General features: G+C 66.9%; 16 protein-coding genes and 1 pseudogene. 8 read left to right on the top strand and 9 right to left on the bottom strand.

Annotation, left to right across the window (positions count from 1 at the left end; all coding sequences use genetic code 11):
• Positions 1-348: HNH endonuclease signature motif containing protein (locus DQP56_RS17125; RefSeq protein WP_133258954.1), on the top strand; the 348-nt coding region annotated here is incomplete at its 5' end.
• Positions 349-364: 16 nt separating this feature from the next.
• Here the strand turns inward: DQP56_RS17125 and coaD are convergent.
• Positions 365-841, bottom strand: a complete 477-nt coding sequence (gene coaD, locus DQP56_RS17130) for a pantetheine-phosphate adenylyltransferase (RefSeq protein ID WP_112687410.1) — start codon at positions 839-841, stop codon at positions 365-367.
• 211 nt (positions 842-1,052) lie between these two features.
• Here coaD and DQP56_RS17135 point away from each other — a divergent pair, with 211 nt between their 5' ends.
• The 5 genes from DQP56_RS17135 to DQP56_RS17150 are packed head-to-tail and all read left to right on the top strand — an operon-like array spanning position 1,053 to position 4,360.
• Complete coding sequence (locus tag DQP56_RS17135) at positions 1,053-1,358, top strand: hypothetical protein (protein ID WP_112687412.1); 306 nt, start codon at positions 1,053-1,055, stop codon at positions 1,356-1,358.
• The gene (locus tag DQP56_RS24460) at positions 1,358-2,827 is read left to right on the top strand and encodes a hypothetical protein (protein ID WP_133258955.1); all 1,470 of its coding nucleotides are present in this window, start codon (positions 1,358-1,360) and stop codon (positions 2,825-2,827) included. The genes DQP56_RS17135 and DQP56_RS24460 overlap by 1 nt, the downstream gene beginning before the upstream one ends.
• Positions 2,824-3,426 (top strand): hypothetical protein, encoded by a 603-nt coding sequence (locus DQP56_RS24465; protein WP_133258956.1) that lies wholly within the window; start codon positions 2,824-2,826, stop codon positions 3,424-3,426. Before DQP56_RS24460 ends, DQP56_RS24465 begins: the two co-directional genes overlap by 4 nt.
• Before the next feature lie 14 nt (positions 3,427-3,440).
• Positions 3,441-3,716, top strand: a complete 276-nt coding sequence (locus DQP56_RS24470; protein WP_133258957.1) for a DUF7161 family protein — start codon at positions 3,441-3,443, stop codon at positions 3,714-3,716.
• The gene (locus DQP56_RS17150; RefSeq protein WP_234825711.1) at positions 3,713-4,360 is read left to right on the top strand and encodes an HD domain-containing protein; all 648 of its coding nucleotides are present in this window, start codon (positions 3,713-3,715) and stop codon (positions 4,358-4,360) included. Before DQP56_RS24470 ends, DQP56_RS17150 begins: the two co-directional genes overlap by 4 nt.
• Positions 4,361-4,370: 10 nt before the next feature.
• On the opposite strand, the gene rsmD is transcribed toward DQP56_RS17150, so the two are convergent.
• The 5 genes from rsmD to DQP56_RS17175 all read right to left on the bottom strand — a co-directional run bounded on the left by rsmD (position 4,371) and on the right by DQP56_RS17175 (position 10,876).
• Complete coding sequence (rsmD, locus tag DQP56_RS17155) at positions 4,371-4,925, bottom strand: 16S rRNA (guanine(966)-N(2))-methyltransferase RsmD (protein WP_112687418.1); 555 nt, start codon at positions 4,923-4,925, stop codon at positions 4,371-4,373.
• On the bottom strand, positions 4,922-8,305 hold the full coding sequence (locus tag DQP56_RS17160) for a pyruvate carboxylase (protein WP_112687420.1): 3,384 nt from the start codon (positions 8,303-8,305) through the stop codon (positions 4,922-4,924). Before DQP56_RS17160 ends, rsmD begins: the two co-directional genes overlap by 4 nt.
• Positions 8,306-8,315: 10 nt before the next feature.
• Positions 8,316-8,933, bottom strand: coding sequence for a vitamin K epoxide reductase family protein (locus DQP56_RS17165; RefSeq protein WP_112687422.1), 618 nt, complete (start codon positions 8,931-8,933; stop codon positions 8,316-8,318).
• On the bottom strand, positions 8,930-9,685 hold the full coding sequence (locus tag DQP56_RS17170; RefSeq protein ID WP_112687424.1) for a DsbA family protein: 756 nt from the start codon (positions 9,683-9,685) through the stop codon (positions 8,930-8,932). Before DQP56_RS17170 ends, DQP56_RS17165 begins: the two co-directional genes overlap by 4 nt.
• A 66-nt stretch (positions 9,686-9,751) precedes the next feature.
• The gene (locus tag DQP56_RS17175; protein WP_112687426.1) at positions 9,752-10,876 is read right to left on the bottom strand and encodes an alpha/beta hydrolase; all 1,125 of its coding nucleotides are present in this window, start codon (positions 10,874-10,876) and stop codon (positions 9,752-9,754) included.
• Between DQP56_RS17175 and DQP56_RS17180 the strand changes: the two genes are divergently transcribed.
• Together DQP56_RS17180 and DQP56_RS17185 are read left to right on the top strand one after the other, a co-directional pair.
• Positions 10,875-11,720 (top strand): aldo/keto reductase, encoded by an 846-nt coding sequence (locus DQP56_RS17180; RefSeq protein ID WP_205868903.1) that lies wholly within the window; start codon positions 10,875-10,877, stop codon positions 11,718-11,720. The genes DQP56_RS17175 and DQP56_RS17180 overlap by 2 nt on opposite strands.
• A 1-nt stretch (position 11,721) precedes the next feature.
• The gene (locus DQP56_RS17185; RefSeq protein ID WP_112687430.1) at positions 11,722-12,561 is read left to right on the top strand and encodes an aldo/keto reductase; all 840 of its coding nucleotides are present in this window, start codon (positions 11,722-11,724) and stop codon (positions 12,559-12,561) included.
• A 35-nt stretch (positions 12,562-12,596) separates the two neighbouring features.
• Here DQP56_RS17185 and DQP56_RS17190 read toward each other — a convergent pair whose 3' ends face one another.
• From DQP56_RS17190 to DQP56_RS17200, 3 genes and pseudogenes are all read right to left on the bottom strand, one after another.
• Entirely contained in the window at positions 12,597-13,313 is a 717-nt protein-coding gene (locus tag DQP56_RS17190; RefSeq protein WP_112687432.1) for an HNH endonuclease family protein, read from the bottom strand.
• Positions 13,310-15,538, bottom strand: coding sequence for an ATP-dependent DNA helicase RecG (gene recG, locus DQP56_RS17195; RefSeq protein WP_112687434.1), 2,229 nt, complete (start codon positions 15,536-15,538; stop codon positions 13,310-13,312). The genes DQP56_RS17190 and recG overlap by 4 nt, the downstream gene beginning before the upstream one ends.
• A 2-nt stretch (positions 15,539-15,540) precedes the next feature.
• Positions 15,541-16,178, bottom strand: a pseudogene (locus DQP56_RS17200) (DAK2 domain-containing protein); the annotation flags it as partial.

Raw genomic sequence — 16,178 nt, forward strand, 5'->3', positions numbered from 1 at the left:
GCCGTCGCCTATGACGCCGGCGGGCTCACGCATCCGTCGAATCTGCGGACGTTGTGCCGAAAGCATCACTTGCTCAAGACATTTCACGGCTGGCGCGATCGCCAGCACCCGGACGGCACCATCGAGTGGACCAGCCCCACCGGGGCCAGCTACACCACCCACCCGGGTAGCCGCCTACTCTTCCCGGCGCTGTGCCTACCCACCGGCAGGCTCCCCGAACCGGCCGCCCGGAAACCCGATTGCCCCGGCCGGACATTGATGATGCCCACCCGCCGACGAACCCGGGCCCAAAACCGTGCCCAAGCCATCGCCGCCGAACGGGCCCTCAACACCAAACCCCCACCCTGACCTCGGCGGTAAACGGCTAGCGCCCCAGCTTCTCCGCCAGTCGCCGGTTCACCGGCTCGGGCAGCAGATCGGAGACGTTGCCGCCCATCGACGCCACCTCCTTGGCCAGCGACGACGACACGAACGAATACCGCGGCGTGGTCGCCACGAAAAACGTGTCCACCCCGGCGATGTGCTTGTTCATCTGGGCCATCTGCAGCTCGTACTCGAAGTCGGTACCGGTGCGCAGGCCCTTGACGATCGCGGTCAGCCCTCGCTCGCGGACGAAGTCGACCACCAGCCCCCGGCCCGACTCCGCGCGCACATTGGGCAGGTGCGCGGTGGCTTCGGTGATCATCTCGAGGCGCTCCTCCAGGCTGAACATGCCCTTTTTGGCCGGGTTGATCAGCACCGCGGCCACCACCTCATCGAACTGTGCGGCCGCACGCTCCAGAATGTCGACGTGTCCCAGGGTCACCGGGTCGAACGAACCAGGGCACAACGCACCGCTCATGGCTCAAGACGCTAGCAGTCCCAGCCGGACCATTCGGCCAGCTCCAACCGGGTGTCGCCGTAGCGACGAGCCGGCCACACCTCCCACCCGCCGACAGCAGCGAGGGCCATCACACCAGCCGATCTGACCCCCATTCCTCGACGTACCAATTTGCTTCTCACGCCGCCCGCTACGTAAACCCGAGCGCGAACGAACCGTTAATATTTCGTCTATGCCCGCCGACACACCCGGCCGCCGTGTGAAAGTGCTGGCAGCTGGCCTGCGGCAACTGGGTCTTCGCTGCGAAGCCGTGAGCGGCGAGTTGTCCGCTGCTGCCGCGGCGCCGCCAGCCTCCGCGTCGTCCTGGCAGACGAACGCAGCAGTGGTGAACGCGTCACAAGCCGAGGCGTGTGCGGACTTGGCCATCGCCGCCAGTCGCCTGGAGGCTCGCGCGGAGATGTACACCAAAGCCGCGAGCGACTACACCACAAACGAACAGCACGCCGCCGTACAGTTCACCGTTCTCGTACGACGCTGATGGCCGCTCTCGGTGCGCTGCCTGCGGGGTTTCCGACGCTACCGCAGGTGCGCTCAGCGACATTCGACCACCTGAGCTCATTCGCCGACTGGTGCGAAAAGGTTTCGGCGAAAGCACAGTCGGGGTTCGCTGAGATAGCCCAGCAAGTGCGCACGCCGGGCGGTGTCGAATGGGAGGGTGCCGGCGCCGACGGGGCGATCCACCAGGCTGACGCCGATGTGATGAAGCTACGCAGTTGGGGGTGGGCACACGGAGATGCCGCAGCCGTCACCCGGCGAGGCCAGCAGACTTTGGAAGCAAGCAAGCAGCTGGTGCTCGACGCGGTCGATGATGCCGAGCGTGATGGCTTTGTGGTGAGCGGGCATTATCAGGTCGTCGACACCCGGCCGGTTTATACCGAAGAACAACTCGCCGAACGCCAGGGCCAAGCAGAGGCACACGCCAGCTTCATCCGCCACCGAGTCGCCAACCTCGTCGCCGAGGACGCCGCACTCACCTCCCGACTCGAAACGGCCACCGCCGATTTCGGCAACCTGCGATTCAACGAATCCCCTAAGGCTTCCGACCAACGCAACCGCGGGGTGCAGCTGGTGGACAACAAGTTCCGAAAAGATGCCCCTCCGCCACATCTACCGCCGTCGGAGCCTGATCCGGTAGGCAAGCTCGGGCTTCCCGACTACAACCCTGGGTCGTTGTCTGGGGAGGAGGCCCGTGCTGTTTACGCACAGGGAGAGTTGCGGATGCGCGACCTCAACGAGCAGCTCATCAGACAAGGGTTGAGTCCCGAAGAGCGGGCGAGGATTATGTTCGACCAACGTAATTCGCTGCGAAGCTGGGTTCGCGACCTGATGAGTAACCGTGAGAAGGCCACCGAAATCACGGAGAAAAATCCCAACTACACGTGGGACGACATCGTGGCGCAGCGGAAGGCAAGAGGCCTCTCTGGCAACGATCTTTACGACTCGATCATCGAAAGCTCGACCCGCAGCCGGGCCAGCGTCAACGAGGCGGCCGGGGTTGATCCGGAGCATCCGCCGCCGTTACCGCCCATACGCCCGCCCGCGACGGGCGGTTCCGGGCCGGGCGGTGCGCCGGTGATTAACTCGCCGCCCGTTCTGCCGCCCATCGGCGACCATCCTCCGATTGCCGTTCCACCGCCTGTTGCTGATCATCCGCCGGTTGCAGTGTCACCGCCGGTGCTTGACCATCCTCCGCTCCCGCCTTGGCTGCAGGATCCTTCACCTCCGGGATTTCAAACCGCGCCTCCAGGACCCGCACCGATTTTTGGTTCAGATTTGCCGGAACCCCCGGCGATGCCGCAGCCGCCGGCCCCGCCGATGACGATCCCGCCACCGCATCCTCCAGCCTCCGGTGACCTTGCAAAGGGAGGCGTGCTCGCCGGGGCCGGGGCGGTCGGAGCGTGGATCTTGACCCAGTTACCCAAGCTTGCACACCCATTCGCCCGATGACCACTGAAACACCGGATTCTTCCGATGAATGGGCGCGGTTAGTGGCGGTGTCGTCGCTGGCGGATGTGGTGGCCCGCGACGTGAACGATTTCAGCCCAGTTCCCGGTAAGGAGTCGCCGGAGTGGTTGGCGAAATTGGGACTGCCGGCCGGTTGGCTTCTTGCGCGCCTGGATGGCGAAAGTGTGCAGCCTGCACGAATCGCAGTGTGCAATCTGCCGCGAGACAGCGGCGGAGGTGTAGGTTGCGAAACGATCAGCGTCTGTGCCTTCACCGGTGTTCCCCCGCTCGATGCAGTCCGCGATAACGCTGACTGCGCTCTACGCGATCTCCATGCCCATGGCATCAACACTCGAGACTTACCTCTCCCGGTGCCGGGCAGCATCGCGCTACGCAGCAGCGGATATTTCGACACCGGCGGGCTGCAGGTTTGGGCACAACAGAGCACCTACCTCGCAGGCAGGGAAAGTGCGCGAGGTCTTTTGATCCTGCATAGCTTGTTCATCGAGGCGAGATGTCTTACAAAACTCCGTGGCGACATCGTCGATCTCAGTGACGCCGTTTACCATGCGTTCCTCACCACCCTCTCCGAGCATCGATGAGGGATAATCAGGGGATGAGCCGATCAGATCAGGTTTCAGGCCCTAAGGGACAGTTCCGACAGTTTCGCTACGATACAACCGGCTTGCGAGGTAAGAAACTGCGCTTACTGGCGGCCTACCCTACAGATGATGCTGGCATAGACGCCGATCTGCCAGCGGGCGTCACGGATGTGATTGCGGTTGATGACACCCCTAACGTCACGCTCAGCGTCCAAGTCCACCCCGTGGACGATCCGACGAGGACCGCATTTGTGGCCTTCGACCAACTCGCTCTCTATACCGACGAGTGATTCCACCGGAAGAGTTTGCGGATCTGCTGGCCACTTGGCAAACACTCATCCAGAAGCACAGCGCTGCAACCGAAACGGCGGAGATCGGGCAGGCGCTGTTGACGTCTTGGGGCGAGCCACATCGGCGATACCACAACACTGCCCACCTTCGTGAGGTACTGATCCGCGTCGACGAACTCGCCGCACACGCGGATGACCCCGATGCGGTACGACTTGCAGCCTGGTACCACGACGTCGTTTACCGCGGCCGGCCCGATGACGAGGAAAACAGCGCGCGCCGCGCCGAATCCGACCTCGATGCCCTCGGGCTAGCGCCTGTCTTGGTCCGCGAAGTTTCTCGCTTGGTGCGGCTCACCGCTTCTCATGCCCCTGCGCCCGGCGATCGCAACGGTGAAGTCCTCTCCGATGCCGACTTGGCGATCCTCGCCGCACCACCGGACCGATACGCGGCCTACACCGCCGCGGTCCGCGCCGAGTACGCCCACGTTCTGGATGAGACCTTTCGGGCCGGGCGCGCAAATGTCTTGCGCGCATTGCTCAACGGACCCGCTATATACCGGACGCCGTACGCCCACGCGCAGTGGGAAACACGGGCACGCGTGAACCTGAGCAACGAACGTGACGGCCTTACGTCCAGCGCCTGAAGTCGTCAGGTCAGCCCAGCTCGGCCAGTTCCAGCCGGGTGTCGCCGTAACGGCGGTCGGGCCACACCGCCCAGCCGTCCGGCCACTGCGTCGCAGGACTCGAGGCCGCCCGCTCGATCACCACGACGGTGCCCGGCCCGGCCCAGCCGCCGGCGGCCAGCAGCCCCGGAAGCGCGTCGATGTCGGCGGCGGAAACCTCGTAGGGCGGATCGGCCAGCACCAGATCCATCGGCCGATCAGTGCCGGCGGTCAGCACCGAGGCCACCGTGCCGCGGCGCAGGGTCGCACCGGACAAACCCAGTGCGGCGATGTTGGCGGCCAGCACCTCGGCGGCGCGTCGGTCCGATTCGACGAATAGCGCCGTGGCCGCGCCCCGCGACAGCGCCTCCAAGCCCAGCGCCCCCGACCCGGCGTACAGATCCAGCACTGCCATCTCGGTCAGTTCCAACCGGGCGTCGAGCACGTTGAACAGTGCCTCGCGTACCCGGTCGGTGGTCGGCCGGGTGCCGCGCGGCGGCACGGTGATGCGTCGTCCGCCTGCGGTGCCGCCGATGATGCGGGTCAGCTCAGCACCACCAGCAGGTCACCGCCTTCAACTTGGGCGGTCTGGGCGACTGCCACCCGCTGCACGGTGCCATCAGCCGGCGCGGTGATGGCGGCTTCCATCTTCATCGCTTCGATGGTGGCCACGGTCTGCCCGGCGCTGACCTGCTCACCGTCGGTCACCCCGATGGTGACGACGCCGGCGAACGGTGCGGCGATGTGGCCGGGTTTGGTGCGGTCGGCCTTTTCGGCGACCGGTGCCTGGCTGGCCACACTGCGGTCGCGTACCTCGACCGGCCGCAGCTGGCCGTTGATGATGCACATCACGGTGCGCATGCCGCGTTCGTCGGGCTCGGAGATGGCTTCTAGGCCGATCAGCAGTTCCACGCCGCGCTCGAGGCGGACCCGGTGCTCTTCGCCTTGCCGCAGCCCGTAGAAGAACTGGTTGGCTGACAGTTGTGAGGTGTCGCCGTAGAGGTCGCGGTGTTCCTCGAATTCCTTGGTGGGTCCGGGGAACAGCAGCCGGTTGAGGGTGGCTTGGCGCTTGGGTCCGGTCAGCGCCAGGGCGGCCTCGTCGTCGGTGGATAGTGTCTGCACCTCGCGTGCTGGCCCTCGTCCGGCTAAGGCCGTGGTGCGCAACGGTTCGGGCCAGCCGCCGGCCGGCTCGCCGAGTTCCCCGCGCAGGAAACCGATCACCGAGTCGGGGATGTCCACGCGTGCGGGGTCGGCGGCGAAGTCTTGCGCGGTGATGCCGGCGCCGACTAGGGCCAGTGCCAGATCCCCGACCACCTTGGAGCTCGGGGTGACTTTGATCAGTCGGCCCAGCACCGCATCGGCTCCGGCGTAGTTGGCTTCGATCTCTTCGAACCGGTCGGCCAGTCCCAGCGCCTTGGCCTGCTGGTGCAGGTTGGACAGCTGACCGCCCGGGATCTCGTGGCGGTAGACCCGGCCAGTCGGTCCTGCCAGACCGGATTCAAACGGCGCATAAACCTTTCGCACCCCTTCCCAATAGGGCTCCAGGTCGCACACCGCCGACAGGGACAGGCCGGTGTCGTAGTCGGTGTTGGCCGCCGCAGCCACGATCGAACTGAGCGCGGGCTGGCTGGTGGTGCCGGCCAGCGGTGCGGCCGCCCCGTCGACGGCGTCGGCACCGGCATGCCAGGCCGCCTCGTAGGTGGCCAACTGCCCACCCGGGGTGTCGTGGGTGTGCACGTGGATCGGCAGGTCGAAGCGGCTGCGCAGCGCAGCGACTAACGTGGTGGCCGCCGCGGGCCGCAGCAGCCCGGCCATGTCCTTGATGGCCAGCACATGCGCGCCGGCCTCGACGATCTGCTCGGCGAGCCTGAGGTAGTAGTCCAGGGTGTAGAGATTCTCGGCCGGGCTGGTCAGGTCACCGGTGTAGCACATGGCGACTTCGGCGACCGCGCTGCCGGTTTCGCGCACCGCCTCGATCGCCGGGCGCATCGAATCGACATTGTTGAGCGCATCGAAGATCCGGAAGATATCAATGCCGGTTGCGGTGGCCTCAGCCACGAACGCCGAGCACACCAGCTCCGGGTAGGGGGTGTAGCCGACGGTGTTGCGGCCCCGCAGCAGCATCTGCAGGCAGATGTTGGGCAGCGTCTCGCGCAGCACCGCCAGCCGCTCCCACGGATCCTCTTTCAAAAAGCGCAGCGCCACATCGTAAGTCGCTCCGCCCCAGCACTCCATCGACAACAGTTGCGGGGTGGTCCGGGCGATATAGGGCGCCACGTTCAGCAGGCCTTTGGTGCGCAACCGGGTAGCCAACAGCGACTGGTGCGCATCACGAAACGTCGTCTCGGTGACCGCGACGGCCGGCGACTCGCGCAACCAGCGGGCAAACCCCTCCGGTCCCAGCGTCATCAGCCGCTGTTTGGATCCCGGCGGCGGGGTGCTCGACAAGTCGATCTCGGGCAGCTTGTCGCGCGGGTAGACCGCCGAGGGCCGCGCACCGTGGGGCTGGTTGACGGTGACATCAGCCAAGTAGGTCAAGATCTTGGTGCCGCGGTCAGCCGAGGCGTGTGAGGTCAACAGTTGCGGGCGCTCATCGATGAACGACGTGGTGATCTTGCCGGCCCGGAAATCGGGATCGTCGAGCACCGCCTGCAAAAACGGGATGTTCGTCGAGACCCCCCGGATCCGGAACTCGGCGATCGCCCGGCGTGCCCGGTTCACCGCAGTCGCAAAATCCCGGCCCCGACAGGTCAATTTGACCAGCATCGAGTCGAAATGCGGGCTGATCTCCGCGCCCAGGTGGGTACCACCGTCGAGCCGGATGCCCGCACCACCCGGGCTGCGGTAGGCGGTGACCCTCCCGGTGTCGGGCCGAAACCCGTTCGCCGGGTCCTCGGTAGTGATCCGGCACTGCAGCGCCGCGCCGTGCAAAACAATGTCCTCTTGATCCAGCCCCAAATCCTGCAGGGATTCCCCGGCAGCCACCCGCAACTGGGCCGAGACCAGATCCACATCGGTGATCTCCTCGGTGACCGTGTGCTCCACCTGGATCCGCGGATTCATCTCGATGAACACATAATGGCCACGCTCATCCAGCAAAAACTCCACCGTGCCCGCGCAGCTGTAGCCGATGTGCCGGGCGAAGGCGACCGCATCAGCACAGATGTTGTCCCGTAATCCCGGATCCAGGTTCGGCGCCGGCGCCAACTCGACGACCTTCTGATGCCGGCGCTGCACACTGCAATCCCGCTCAAACAGGTGCACCACATTGCCGTGGGTATCGGCCAAAATCTGCACCTCGATGTGACGCGGGTTGATCACCGCCTGCTCCAGATACACCGTGGCATCCCCGAACGCCGACTCGGCTTCCCGACTGGCCGCCTCGACCGCCTCGGCCAGCCCCTCACCGTCGGCGACCCGGCGCATCCCGCGACCACCCCCGCCGGCAACCGCCTTGACGAACACCGGAAACGACATATCGGCTGCCGCCGCGACCAACTCCTCGACCGAGCGTGACGGCTCCGAGGACGCCAGCACCGGCAACCCCGCCTCGCGCGCCGCGGCCACCGCATGGGACTTGTTGCCGGCCAGCGCCAGCACCGCCGCACTCGGCCCGACAAAGGCGATCCCGGCATCTGCACAGGCCTGCGCCAGCCGCGGGTTCTCCGCTAAAAAGCCATACCCGGGATAGACCGCATCAGCCCCGCACCGCTTCGCGGTGGCAACGATCGCCTCCACCGACAGGTAGGCGCGCACCGGATGGCCCGGCTCACCGATCTGATACGACTCATCAGCTTTAAGGCGATGCACCGAATTACGGTCCTCGTAGGCATAGACCGCGACCGTGTCGATCCCCAGCTCATAAGCGGCACGAAACGCGCGGATCGCGATCTCTCCACGGTTGGCGACCAGCACTTTGGAGATCACACCGCACCCCTTAAACCAACGTCAACCAGTAGTCCTGAAATCTGATGAATACCAACAGGAATAACCCGATAAACCATAATGCAATCAACGTCCACCGCCACCGGTGCAAAAGCTGCAAACTTTTGTGTATGCGACCGGACTGCAATGCCAAGGCTGCGAAGGTCACCAGCAGCAGCATGGTGACAGCCCAGACCACCATGCAGTAGGGGCACAGCGCGCCGATTCGATACAGACTCTGGAAGATCAGCCAGTGCACGAAGCCGGCCCCGCCCAGCGTACCGATCGCCAGACCGACCCAATACCAGTGCGGTAGCGACACTTTCGTCACCGCCAGCACACCGGTGACCACCACGACAGTGAACGCCACGATGCCCAACAGCGGGTTCGGGAAGCCCACCACCGATGCCTGCGGGGTGGCCATCACCGGTCCGCAGGACAACACCGGGTTGAGATTGCACGAGGGCACATAGGCGGTATCGGTGAGCAGCCGGATTTTCTCCACGGTCAGCGTGACCGAGGCGGCCAGCCCGATGACCCCGGCGATCAGCGTCAGCCAGGCCGAGGACGGCGCCGGCTGCGTCCCCGGTGCCAGCGGCGCGGGTGATTCCGTCGGAGCGGCGATGCTCACGACTCCTGGGCCGGCACGTCCATACCCGGCAGGTCGCCGACGATCTCGCGGATCTTCGAGACCAGGGCTTCCGGGGTCGACGGGCGGTAATCCTCGCCGTTGATGCGTAGCGTCGGGGTGGCGTGAATGCCGGCGGACTGGGCCATGCCGCCCACCATCTTGAGGTACTTGCCGCTGTTGATGCAGGCCGGAACGCTGCCGGCGGCGCCGGCTTGGCGGGCCAGCTCGATCAGCCGTTTGTCGTCGGGGAATTCCGTGCCGATCTCGGAGGGCTGCAGTTCGGCGGTGAAGAGCGCGGTGTGGAACCGGCGGAACGCGTCGATGTTCTCGTCGGCGACGCAGTACGCCGCGGCCCCCGCCCGCGAGGAGTAATTGTCGTTCTGCGGCCGGTCCAGGATCGCGACCATGTGGTAGTCGGCCGCGATCGCCCCGCTGTCGATCAGCCGGGACACTGTCGGGCCGAGCACCCGTTCGAGGTTGCCGCAGGCCGGACAGAGAAAGTCCTCGTAGAACGTCAGCACCGCCTTGGGCTCGTCGGTGCCGTCCTTGGTGACCAGCTTGCTCGAGGTCACCCGGACCGCTTCACCGGCCCCGGCGCCCTTCTTGTGGCTGTTGGACACCACGATGTAGCCGATCAGCCCCACCGCGAACACCACCACGATGGCGATGAGCCCGATCTGCATGGCAAGGTTGCGTTTGTGATCGCCGGCCTTCAGGCCGGAGGCGCCGGGGCGTTTGGGTTTGCTGGCCACAGTCGGTTGATCCTCGTGTTCGGTGGTCGGTTTTGCGGTTCAGCGTACCGGCGCGGGCCCGGCGGCTCAGCTGCGGCTGAGGTGGGCGCGCAGCGCCGAGATCAACGCGGCCGTCGCGGTGGCGCTGCCGCCGCCCAGGCCGAACAGATTGATGAATCCGTGCGTCAACGACCGCATCCGTCGCAGATCGACCACGACCCCGCCGTCGCGCAGGGCCGCGGCGAACAGTTCACCCTCGTCGCGCAGCGGGTCGAAGCCGGCGACCGTGATCAGCGCGGGTGGTAACCCGGACAGGTCGCCGGCCAGCAGCGGTGACACCCGCGGGTCGGTCGGCTCCAGCTGCGAGCGGCCCACGTACTGGGCGGTGAACCAGTCGATGTCGTGCTTGGTGAGCAGGTAACCATCGCCGTAGAGCGTGCGCGAGCGGGTCACCGCCGCGGAGTCGGTCACCGGGTAGATCAGCCACTGCAGGATCGGCGCCGGACCGGAGTCGTCGCGGGCCAGCAACGCCACCCCGGCAGCCAGGTTGCCACCGGCACTGTCGCCGCCGACGGCGATCCGCCCCGGGATCGCGCCCAGTTCCGCGGCATGCTCGCAGGCCCACCGGAACGCCGCATAGGCGTCATCGAGGGCGGCCGGCGCCGGATGTTCCGGGGCCAGCCGATAATCGATCGACAGCACCGCGACATCGGCGTCGCGGCAGGTCAGTCGGCATACCGCGTCGTGGGTATCCAAGTCCCCCACCACGAATCCGCCGCCGTGATAGAAGACCAGCAGCGGGTGGGCGGTGGCCTCGGGGCCGTCCGGCCCACCGATCGGCCGGTAGTGCCGGGCGGCGATGTCGCCGGCCGGGCCGGGCAGCGCGATGTCACGAACCTCGCAGCCGTGGATGTCGCCCCCGCCGAGCCCCTGGGTCAGCTCGCGCATCTGGGCCCGGGAGGCGGCCGCGTCGTCGTCGACGATGATGCCGTTGATGCCCAGCGCGCGCTGCCCGGCCAACGCCAGCCGCAACGTCGGGTCGAGCGTGTTGCCGTCGATGGTCACCGACCGCCCACCGGTCATCAGCCGCTGCAACCCGATCGGCAGCATCGGCGTCACCTTCATGCCGACGTTGAACACGGTGCTCTGCAGTTGTTCGGCCCATCGCGTGGCCGCCCCGGGGCCGGTCCCGGCTGGCAGACTGCGTGGCATGGCTGTTCGAAGTAACTTGCGCTCGGTCACGCTCAACGACGGTAATTCGATCCCCCGCGTCGGTTTCGGGGTTTACAAGATTTCGCCCGCCGATACCGAACGGGCGGTGAGCACCGCACTTGCGGCCGGATACCGTCACATCGACACCGCGGCGCTGTACGGCAACGAGCGTGAGGTCGGTCGTGCGGTCGCGGCGTCGGGGCTACCACGCGACGAGGTGTACCTCGTCACCAAGCTGTGGAACGCCGATCAGGGATACGATTCGACGCTGACGGCGTTCGAGAAAAGCATGGACCGGCTCGGCCTGGACGTCCTGGACCTCTACCTGATCCATTGGCCGCTTCCAGCACGTGGCAAATTCGTCGACACCTTCCGGGCGCTGGCCCACCTGCGCGATCAGGGCCGGATCCGCTCGATCGGGGTGAGCAACTTCGAGCGTGAACACCTCGAGTTGCTCATCGACGGAACCGGCATCGTGCCGGTGGTGAACCAGGTCGAACTCCACCCGCGATTCAGCCAGCCCGAACTGCGTGAAGTGCACGCCCGCCTGGGTATCGCCACCGAGGCGTGGGCGCCGCTGGGGCGCGGCTCGCTGCTGGCGCATCCGGCGGTCACCGAGGTCGCGCAGCGTTGCGGTAGGACCCCGGCGCAGGTGCTCATCCGGTGGCATCTTCAGCTCGGTAATATCGTGATTCCGAAATCGGTGAACCCTGAGCGCATCATCAGCAACCTCGAAGTCTTCGACTTCGAACTCGGCGCGGCCGAGATGGCCGCGATATCCTCGCTCGACGACCGCGCCCGACTAGGACCCGATCCACGCACATTCGATTACACAGGTAGGTGAGATGACGCCGGGAACTGCGATCCCCACCGTTGCGCTCAACGACGGCCATTCCATGCCGACGCTGGGCCTCGGGGTGGCCGAATTGTCGGACGCCGAGACCGAGCGCGCGGTCGGTGCCGCGCTCGAGTCGGGCTGCCGGTTGATCGACACCGCCAAGGTGTACGGCAACGAGGCCGCGGTGGGCCGGGCGATCGCCGCGTCGGGCGTCCCGCGCGAGGAACTGTTCGTCAGCACCAAGCTGGCCAACGCCGACCAGGGGCTGACCGCCGCCATGCAGGCCTGCCAAGCCAGCCTGGAGCGGCTCGGACTGGACTATGTGGACCTGTACCTGATCCACTGGCCGGCCCCCGCCCTGGGCATGTACGTCGACAGCTACGGCGGCCTGATCCAGGCCCGGGAGCAGGGCCTGACCCGTTCGATCGGGGTGTGCAACTTCACCCCCGCGCACCTCGACGACGTCATCGATTTGGCGTTCGAGACGCCGGCGGTCAACCAGATCGAGCTGCACCCGCTGCTCAACCAGGCCGAACTGCGGGCCGTCCACGCCGAGCGCGGCATCGTCACGGAGGCCTACAGCCCGCTGGGCGTGGCCCGATTGCTCGACCATCCGGCGGTGACCGCGATCGCCGGCGAGTACGCCAAGACCCCGGCGCAGGTGCTGATCCGCTGGAGCCTGCAGCTGGGCAACGTGGTCATCCCGCGGTCGTCCCAGCCCGAACGCATCGCGGCCAACCTCGACGTGTTCGGCTTTGAGCTGGCCGACGAACACATGGCCAGCCTCAACGGGCTCGACGACGGCACCCGCTTCCGCGAAGACCCGCTCACCTACACCGGAGTCTGATCCCGCCCGTCCCGGCTTGTCTCGGCATCGCAGCTCTATCCGGCCGGGCAGCTGGCCGCCGCTTCGAGCAGCGCGTCGGCCGACGGCTGGTCAAGGCGCAACGCGTAGCCGCGCAGCACGGCGATATAGGCGACGGCGTACTGGCAGGCGAACGATTTGTTCGGCGGCATCCACTGCCCCGGCCCGGCATCGCCCTTGTCCTGGTTGGCCTGCCCGGCGACCGCCAGCAGGTTGGCCGGGTCGTTGGCGAAACGCAGCCGCTGCCGGTACGGCCATGCTGCAGCACCCATGTCCCAGGCATAGGCCAGCGGCACGATGTGGTCGATCTGCACCGCCTCACCGATCTTGGCGCCGCGGGTGAAGGCGATCGTGGCGTTGGTGTAGGGATCGTGCAGGGTCCCGGTCGCCACCGCGGCCGCGCAGCGTTTCGTCGAGACATGGGTGATGTCGACCAGGTCGCGGTTGAGGATGTCGTTGCGGGTGTCGCAGCCGTTGCGCCCACCGGGGGCGTCGTTGTCGTCGTCCCAGGCGTCGCCGAACAACGACCGGCGGTAGTCGTAGCGGTGGGTGCGCGCCGGCACCACCGTGATCCCGGCCAACACGTCGGCGCCGGGCGCCACGGTAGGCATGCCGGCCTGCGCGGCGATGGCACGACCGCGATGATTCGCCGCGGACACGGTCTGCAAGGCGACGACGACGGCCAGCAGCGCCGCGACGGCCAGCCACAGCAGGGTCTTGCGGCTGGGATTCATGCCTTGTCCAGATAGTCGATGTCGGCGAAAGGCTCGGCCAGCAGTGCCAACCCGGGATCGGACGGGTCGGCAGCCCAGGCCCGCACGCAGAAGTCGCGGGCGGCTTCGATCAGCTCACCGTGATCGGCTAGCGATAGCAGTTTCAGGCCGCCGCGCCAACCGGACTGGTTGCGGCCCAACACATCTCCCTCGCCGCGCTCGCGTAGGTCCAGGTCGGCGAGTGCGAACCCGTCCAGCGTTGCCGCGACGGCCGACAACCGTCTGCCGGCTTTGGACGTCGGGTTGGCGGAGGTCACCAACAGGCAGAGGCCGGCGTGCTCACCACGGCCGATCCGGCCGCGCAGCTGGTGCAACTGGCTGATGCCGAACCAGTCGGCATCGGCGATCAGCATGACGGTGGCGTTGGGCACATCGACGCCGACCTCGATCACAGTGGTACACACCAGCACATCCACCGCCCCGGAACGGAACGCGGCCATCACCGCGTCCTTCTCGTCGCCGCTGAGCCGTCCGTGCATCAAGCCCAATCGCAACCCCGACAGCGGCCCGGCCCGCAGCTGATCGAACAGGCCCACCGCGGTGGCCGAGGTTCGGCCGTTCTGCTCGGCCGCGCCGGACGTGACGCCGTCGTCTGACTCGTCGATGCGGGGCGCCACCACGTAGGCCTGCCGGCCGGCGGCGACCTCCTCGCGGATCCGCGCAAAGGCCCGCTCCAGCCAGGCCGGCTTCTCCTTCTCGAAGATCACCGAGCTGACGATCGGCTGGCGGCCGCGCGGGAGCTCACGCAACGTGGAGGTCTCCAGGTCACCGTAGACGGTGAGCGCGACGGTGCGCGGAATCGGTGTCGCGGTCATCACCAGCAGGTGCGGGGTGATGCCATCGGGGGCTTTGGCGCGCAACCGGTCTCGCTGCTCGACGCCGAACCGGTGCTGTTCATCGACGACCACCATGCCCAGCTTGGCGAACTCGACCGCGTCGACCAGCAGGGCATGGGTGCCGACGACGATACCGGCGCGACCGTCTGCGATCTCGGCGCGAGCCTGCTTCTTGGCAGCAGCCCCCATTGAACCGGTGAGCAGCGTCACCGCGGTGGCATTGTCCGACCCGCCCAGCTGCCCGGCGAGTGCCAGCGGTCCGAGCATGTCGTGGATCGATCGGACATGTTGGGCGGCAAGCACTTCGGTGGGAGCCAGCAATGCGCACTGATAGCCGGCATCAACCAGCTGCAGCATCGCCAGCAGCGCCACGATCGTTTTCCCCGACCCGACTTCGCCCTGCAGCAGCCGGTTCATCGGGCGCGTCTGACCCAGCTCGGCCTGCAATACGTCGAGCACATCACGCTGTCCGGCCGTCAGCTCGAACGGCAGCCGCCGCAGTAGTTCTGCAACCAACCCGTCCGCACGGCGTGGCGCAGGCAAGCCGGATTCGGATAGTTCACTGTGCCGGCGCATCGCCAGCGCCCATTGCAAACCGAAGGCTTCGTCGACGGCCAGCCGCTCGCGGGCACGGTCCCGTTCGGCTGCCTTCTCCGACAGGTGGATCGCCCGCAGCGCTTCGTCTTCGCTGAGCAGACCACGGTCGGCACGAACCGCGGCCGGCAGCGGGTCGGGGACCGGATCGAGCACCGCGAGAACCTGCCGGACACAGGCGAAGATGTCCCAGCTCTGCAGTTTCGCGGTGGCCGGATAGATCGGATAGCAGCTGCGCTCGAAGTCCGCCTGGTTGAGCTGCCCGCTGACCTTTTGCGATGCGTCGGCGATGTTGCGCAGCGAACTGCTGCCGAAGTTGCTTTCGTGGGCTGCGCCGTCGGCTTCCTTGAGTACCAGGAAGTCCGGATGAGTGAGCTGGATCGCGCCCCGGTAAAGCTTGACTTCGCCAGACAGCATCACCCGGGTGCCGGGCGTCAGCCGCCAACGCAGACCTTTGGGGTTGAAGAACGTCGCACTGACCTTGTTGCGTCCACTACCGACGGTGACGGCGAGGTATTTGCCCTTGCGGCGCTGCATGTCTCTGACCACCGCGGAACCGATGGTGTCGACGATGGTGATGTGGTCGCCTTCTTCGGGGCGGCTGTCGGCCGCGCTACGGACCCCGGTGCCTTCGACGTAGCTGCGCGGATAGTGCCGCAGCAGGTCGCCGACGGTACGGATGCCGAATGCATCGTCGAGCTTTTCCGCGGCATCGGCGCCGATGGTGAAATCCAGCCGGTCAGCCAGCGTGACCATCGCTACTCGACCCCGATCAGCAACACGTCGCCCCGGTGCCCGGTGACATAGGCCGCCAATTCGATGCCCGGATGACGGTCGTGCACATGCTTGGCCAGCACGTCGACGACATCGCCCGCCACGCCGTCGCGCTCGGCCCCGATCAGCACCGTGACGAGTTCACCACCGGCCGCCAGCAGCAGGTCGATCAGGCCGATCGCGGCGCCGCCGACGTCACCGGCCACGATCAACACCTCGTCGCCGGCGATGCCGAGCCCATCGCCGGGACTGCAGGTCCCGGCCCAGGTCAGCGCCTGCTCGGTGGCGACACGCACCGAGCCGTGCCGGGTGGTACCGGCCGCCCGGGCCATGGTGTAGCCGTCGTCGACGACCGGCCGGCCCGGATCGTGGACCGCCAGTGCGGACAACCCCTGCACCATCGACCCGGTCGGAACCGGGACCACATCGATGCCCCAGCCGATGGCCGCCGTGCACCCGGCCACCAACTCCTCGGCGGCGACGTAGCCGTTGGGCAGCAGCATCACCTGGGCCGCACCGGTGTCGACCACCGCCCGCAGCAACTGCTGGGCGGTGACCATCATGGTCGGGTCGGCGCTGTGCGCGTCGGGCCGCAGCACGCAGGCGCCCTCGCCGTCGAACA

This window comes from Mycolicibacter senuensis (assembly GCF_003284925.1).
In the GTDB taxonomy this organism is placed as follows: domain Bacteria; phylum Actinomycetota; class Actinomycetes; order Mycobacteriales; family Mycobacteriaceae; genus Mycobacterium; species Mycobacterium algericum_A.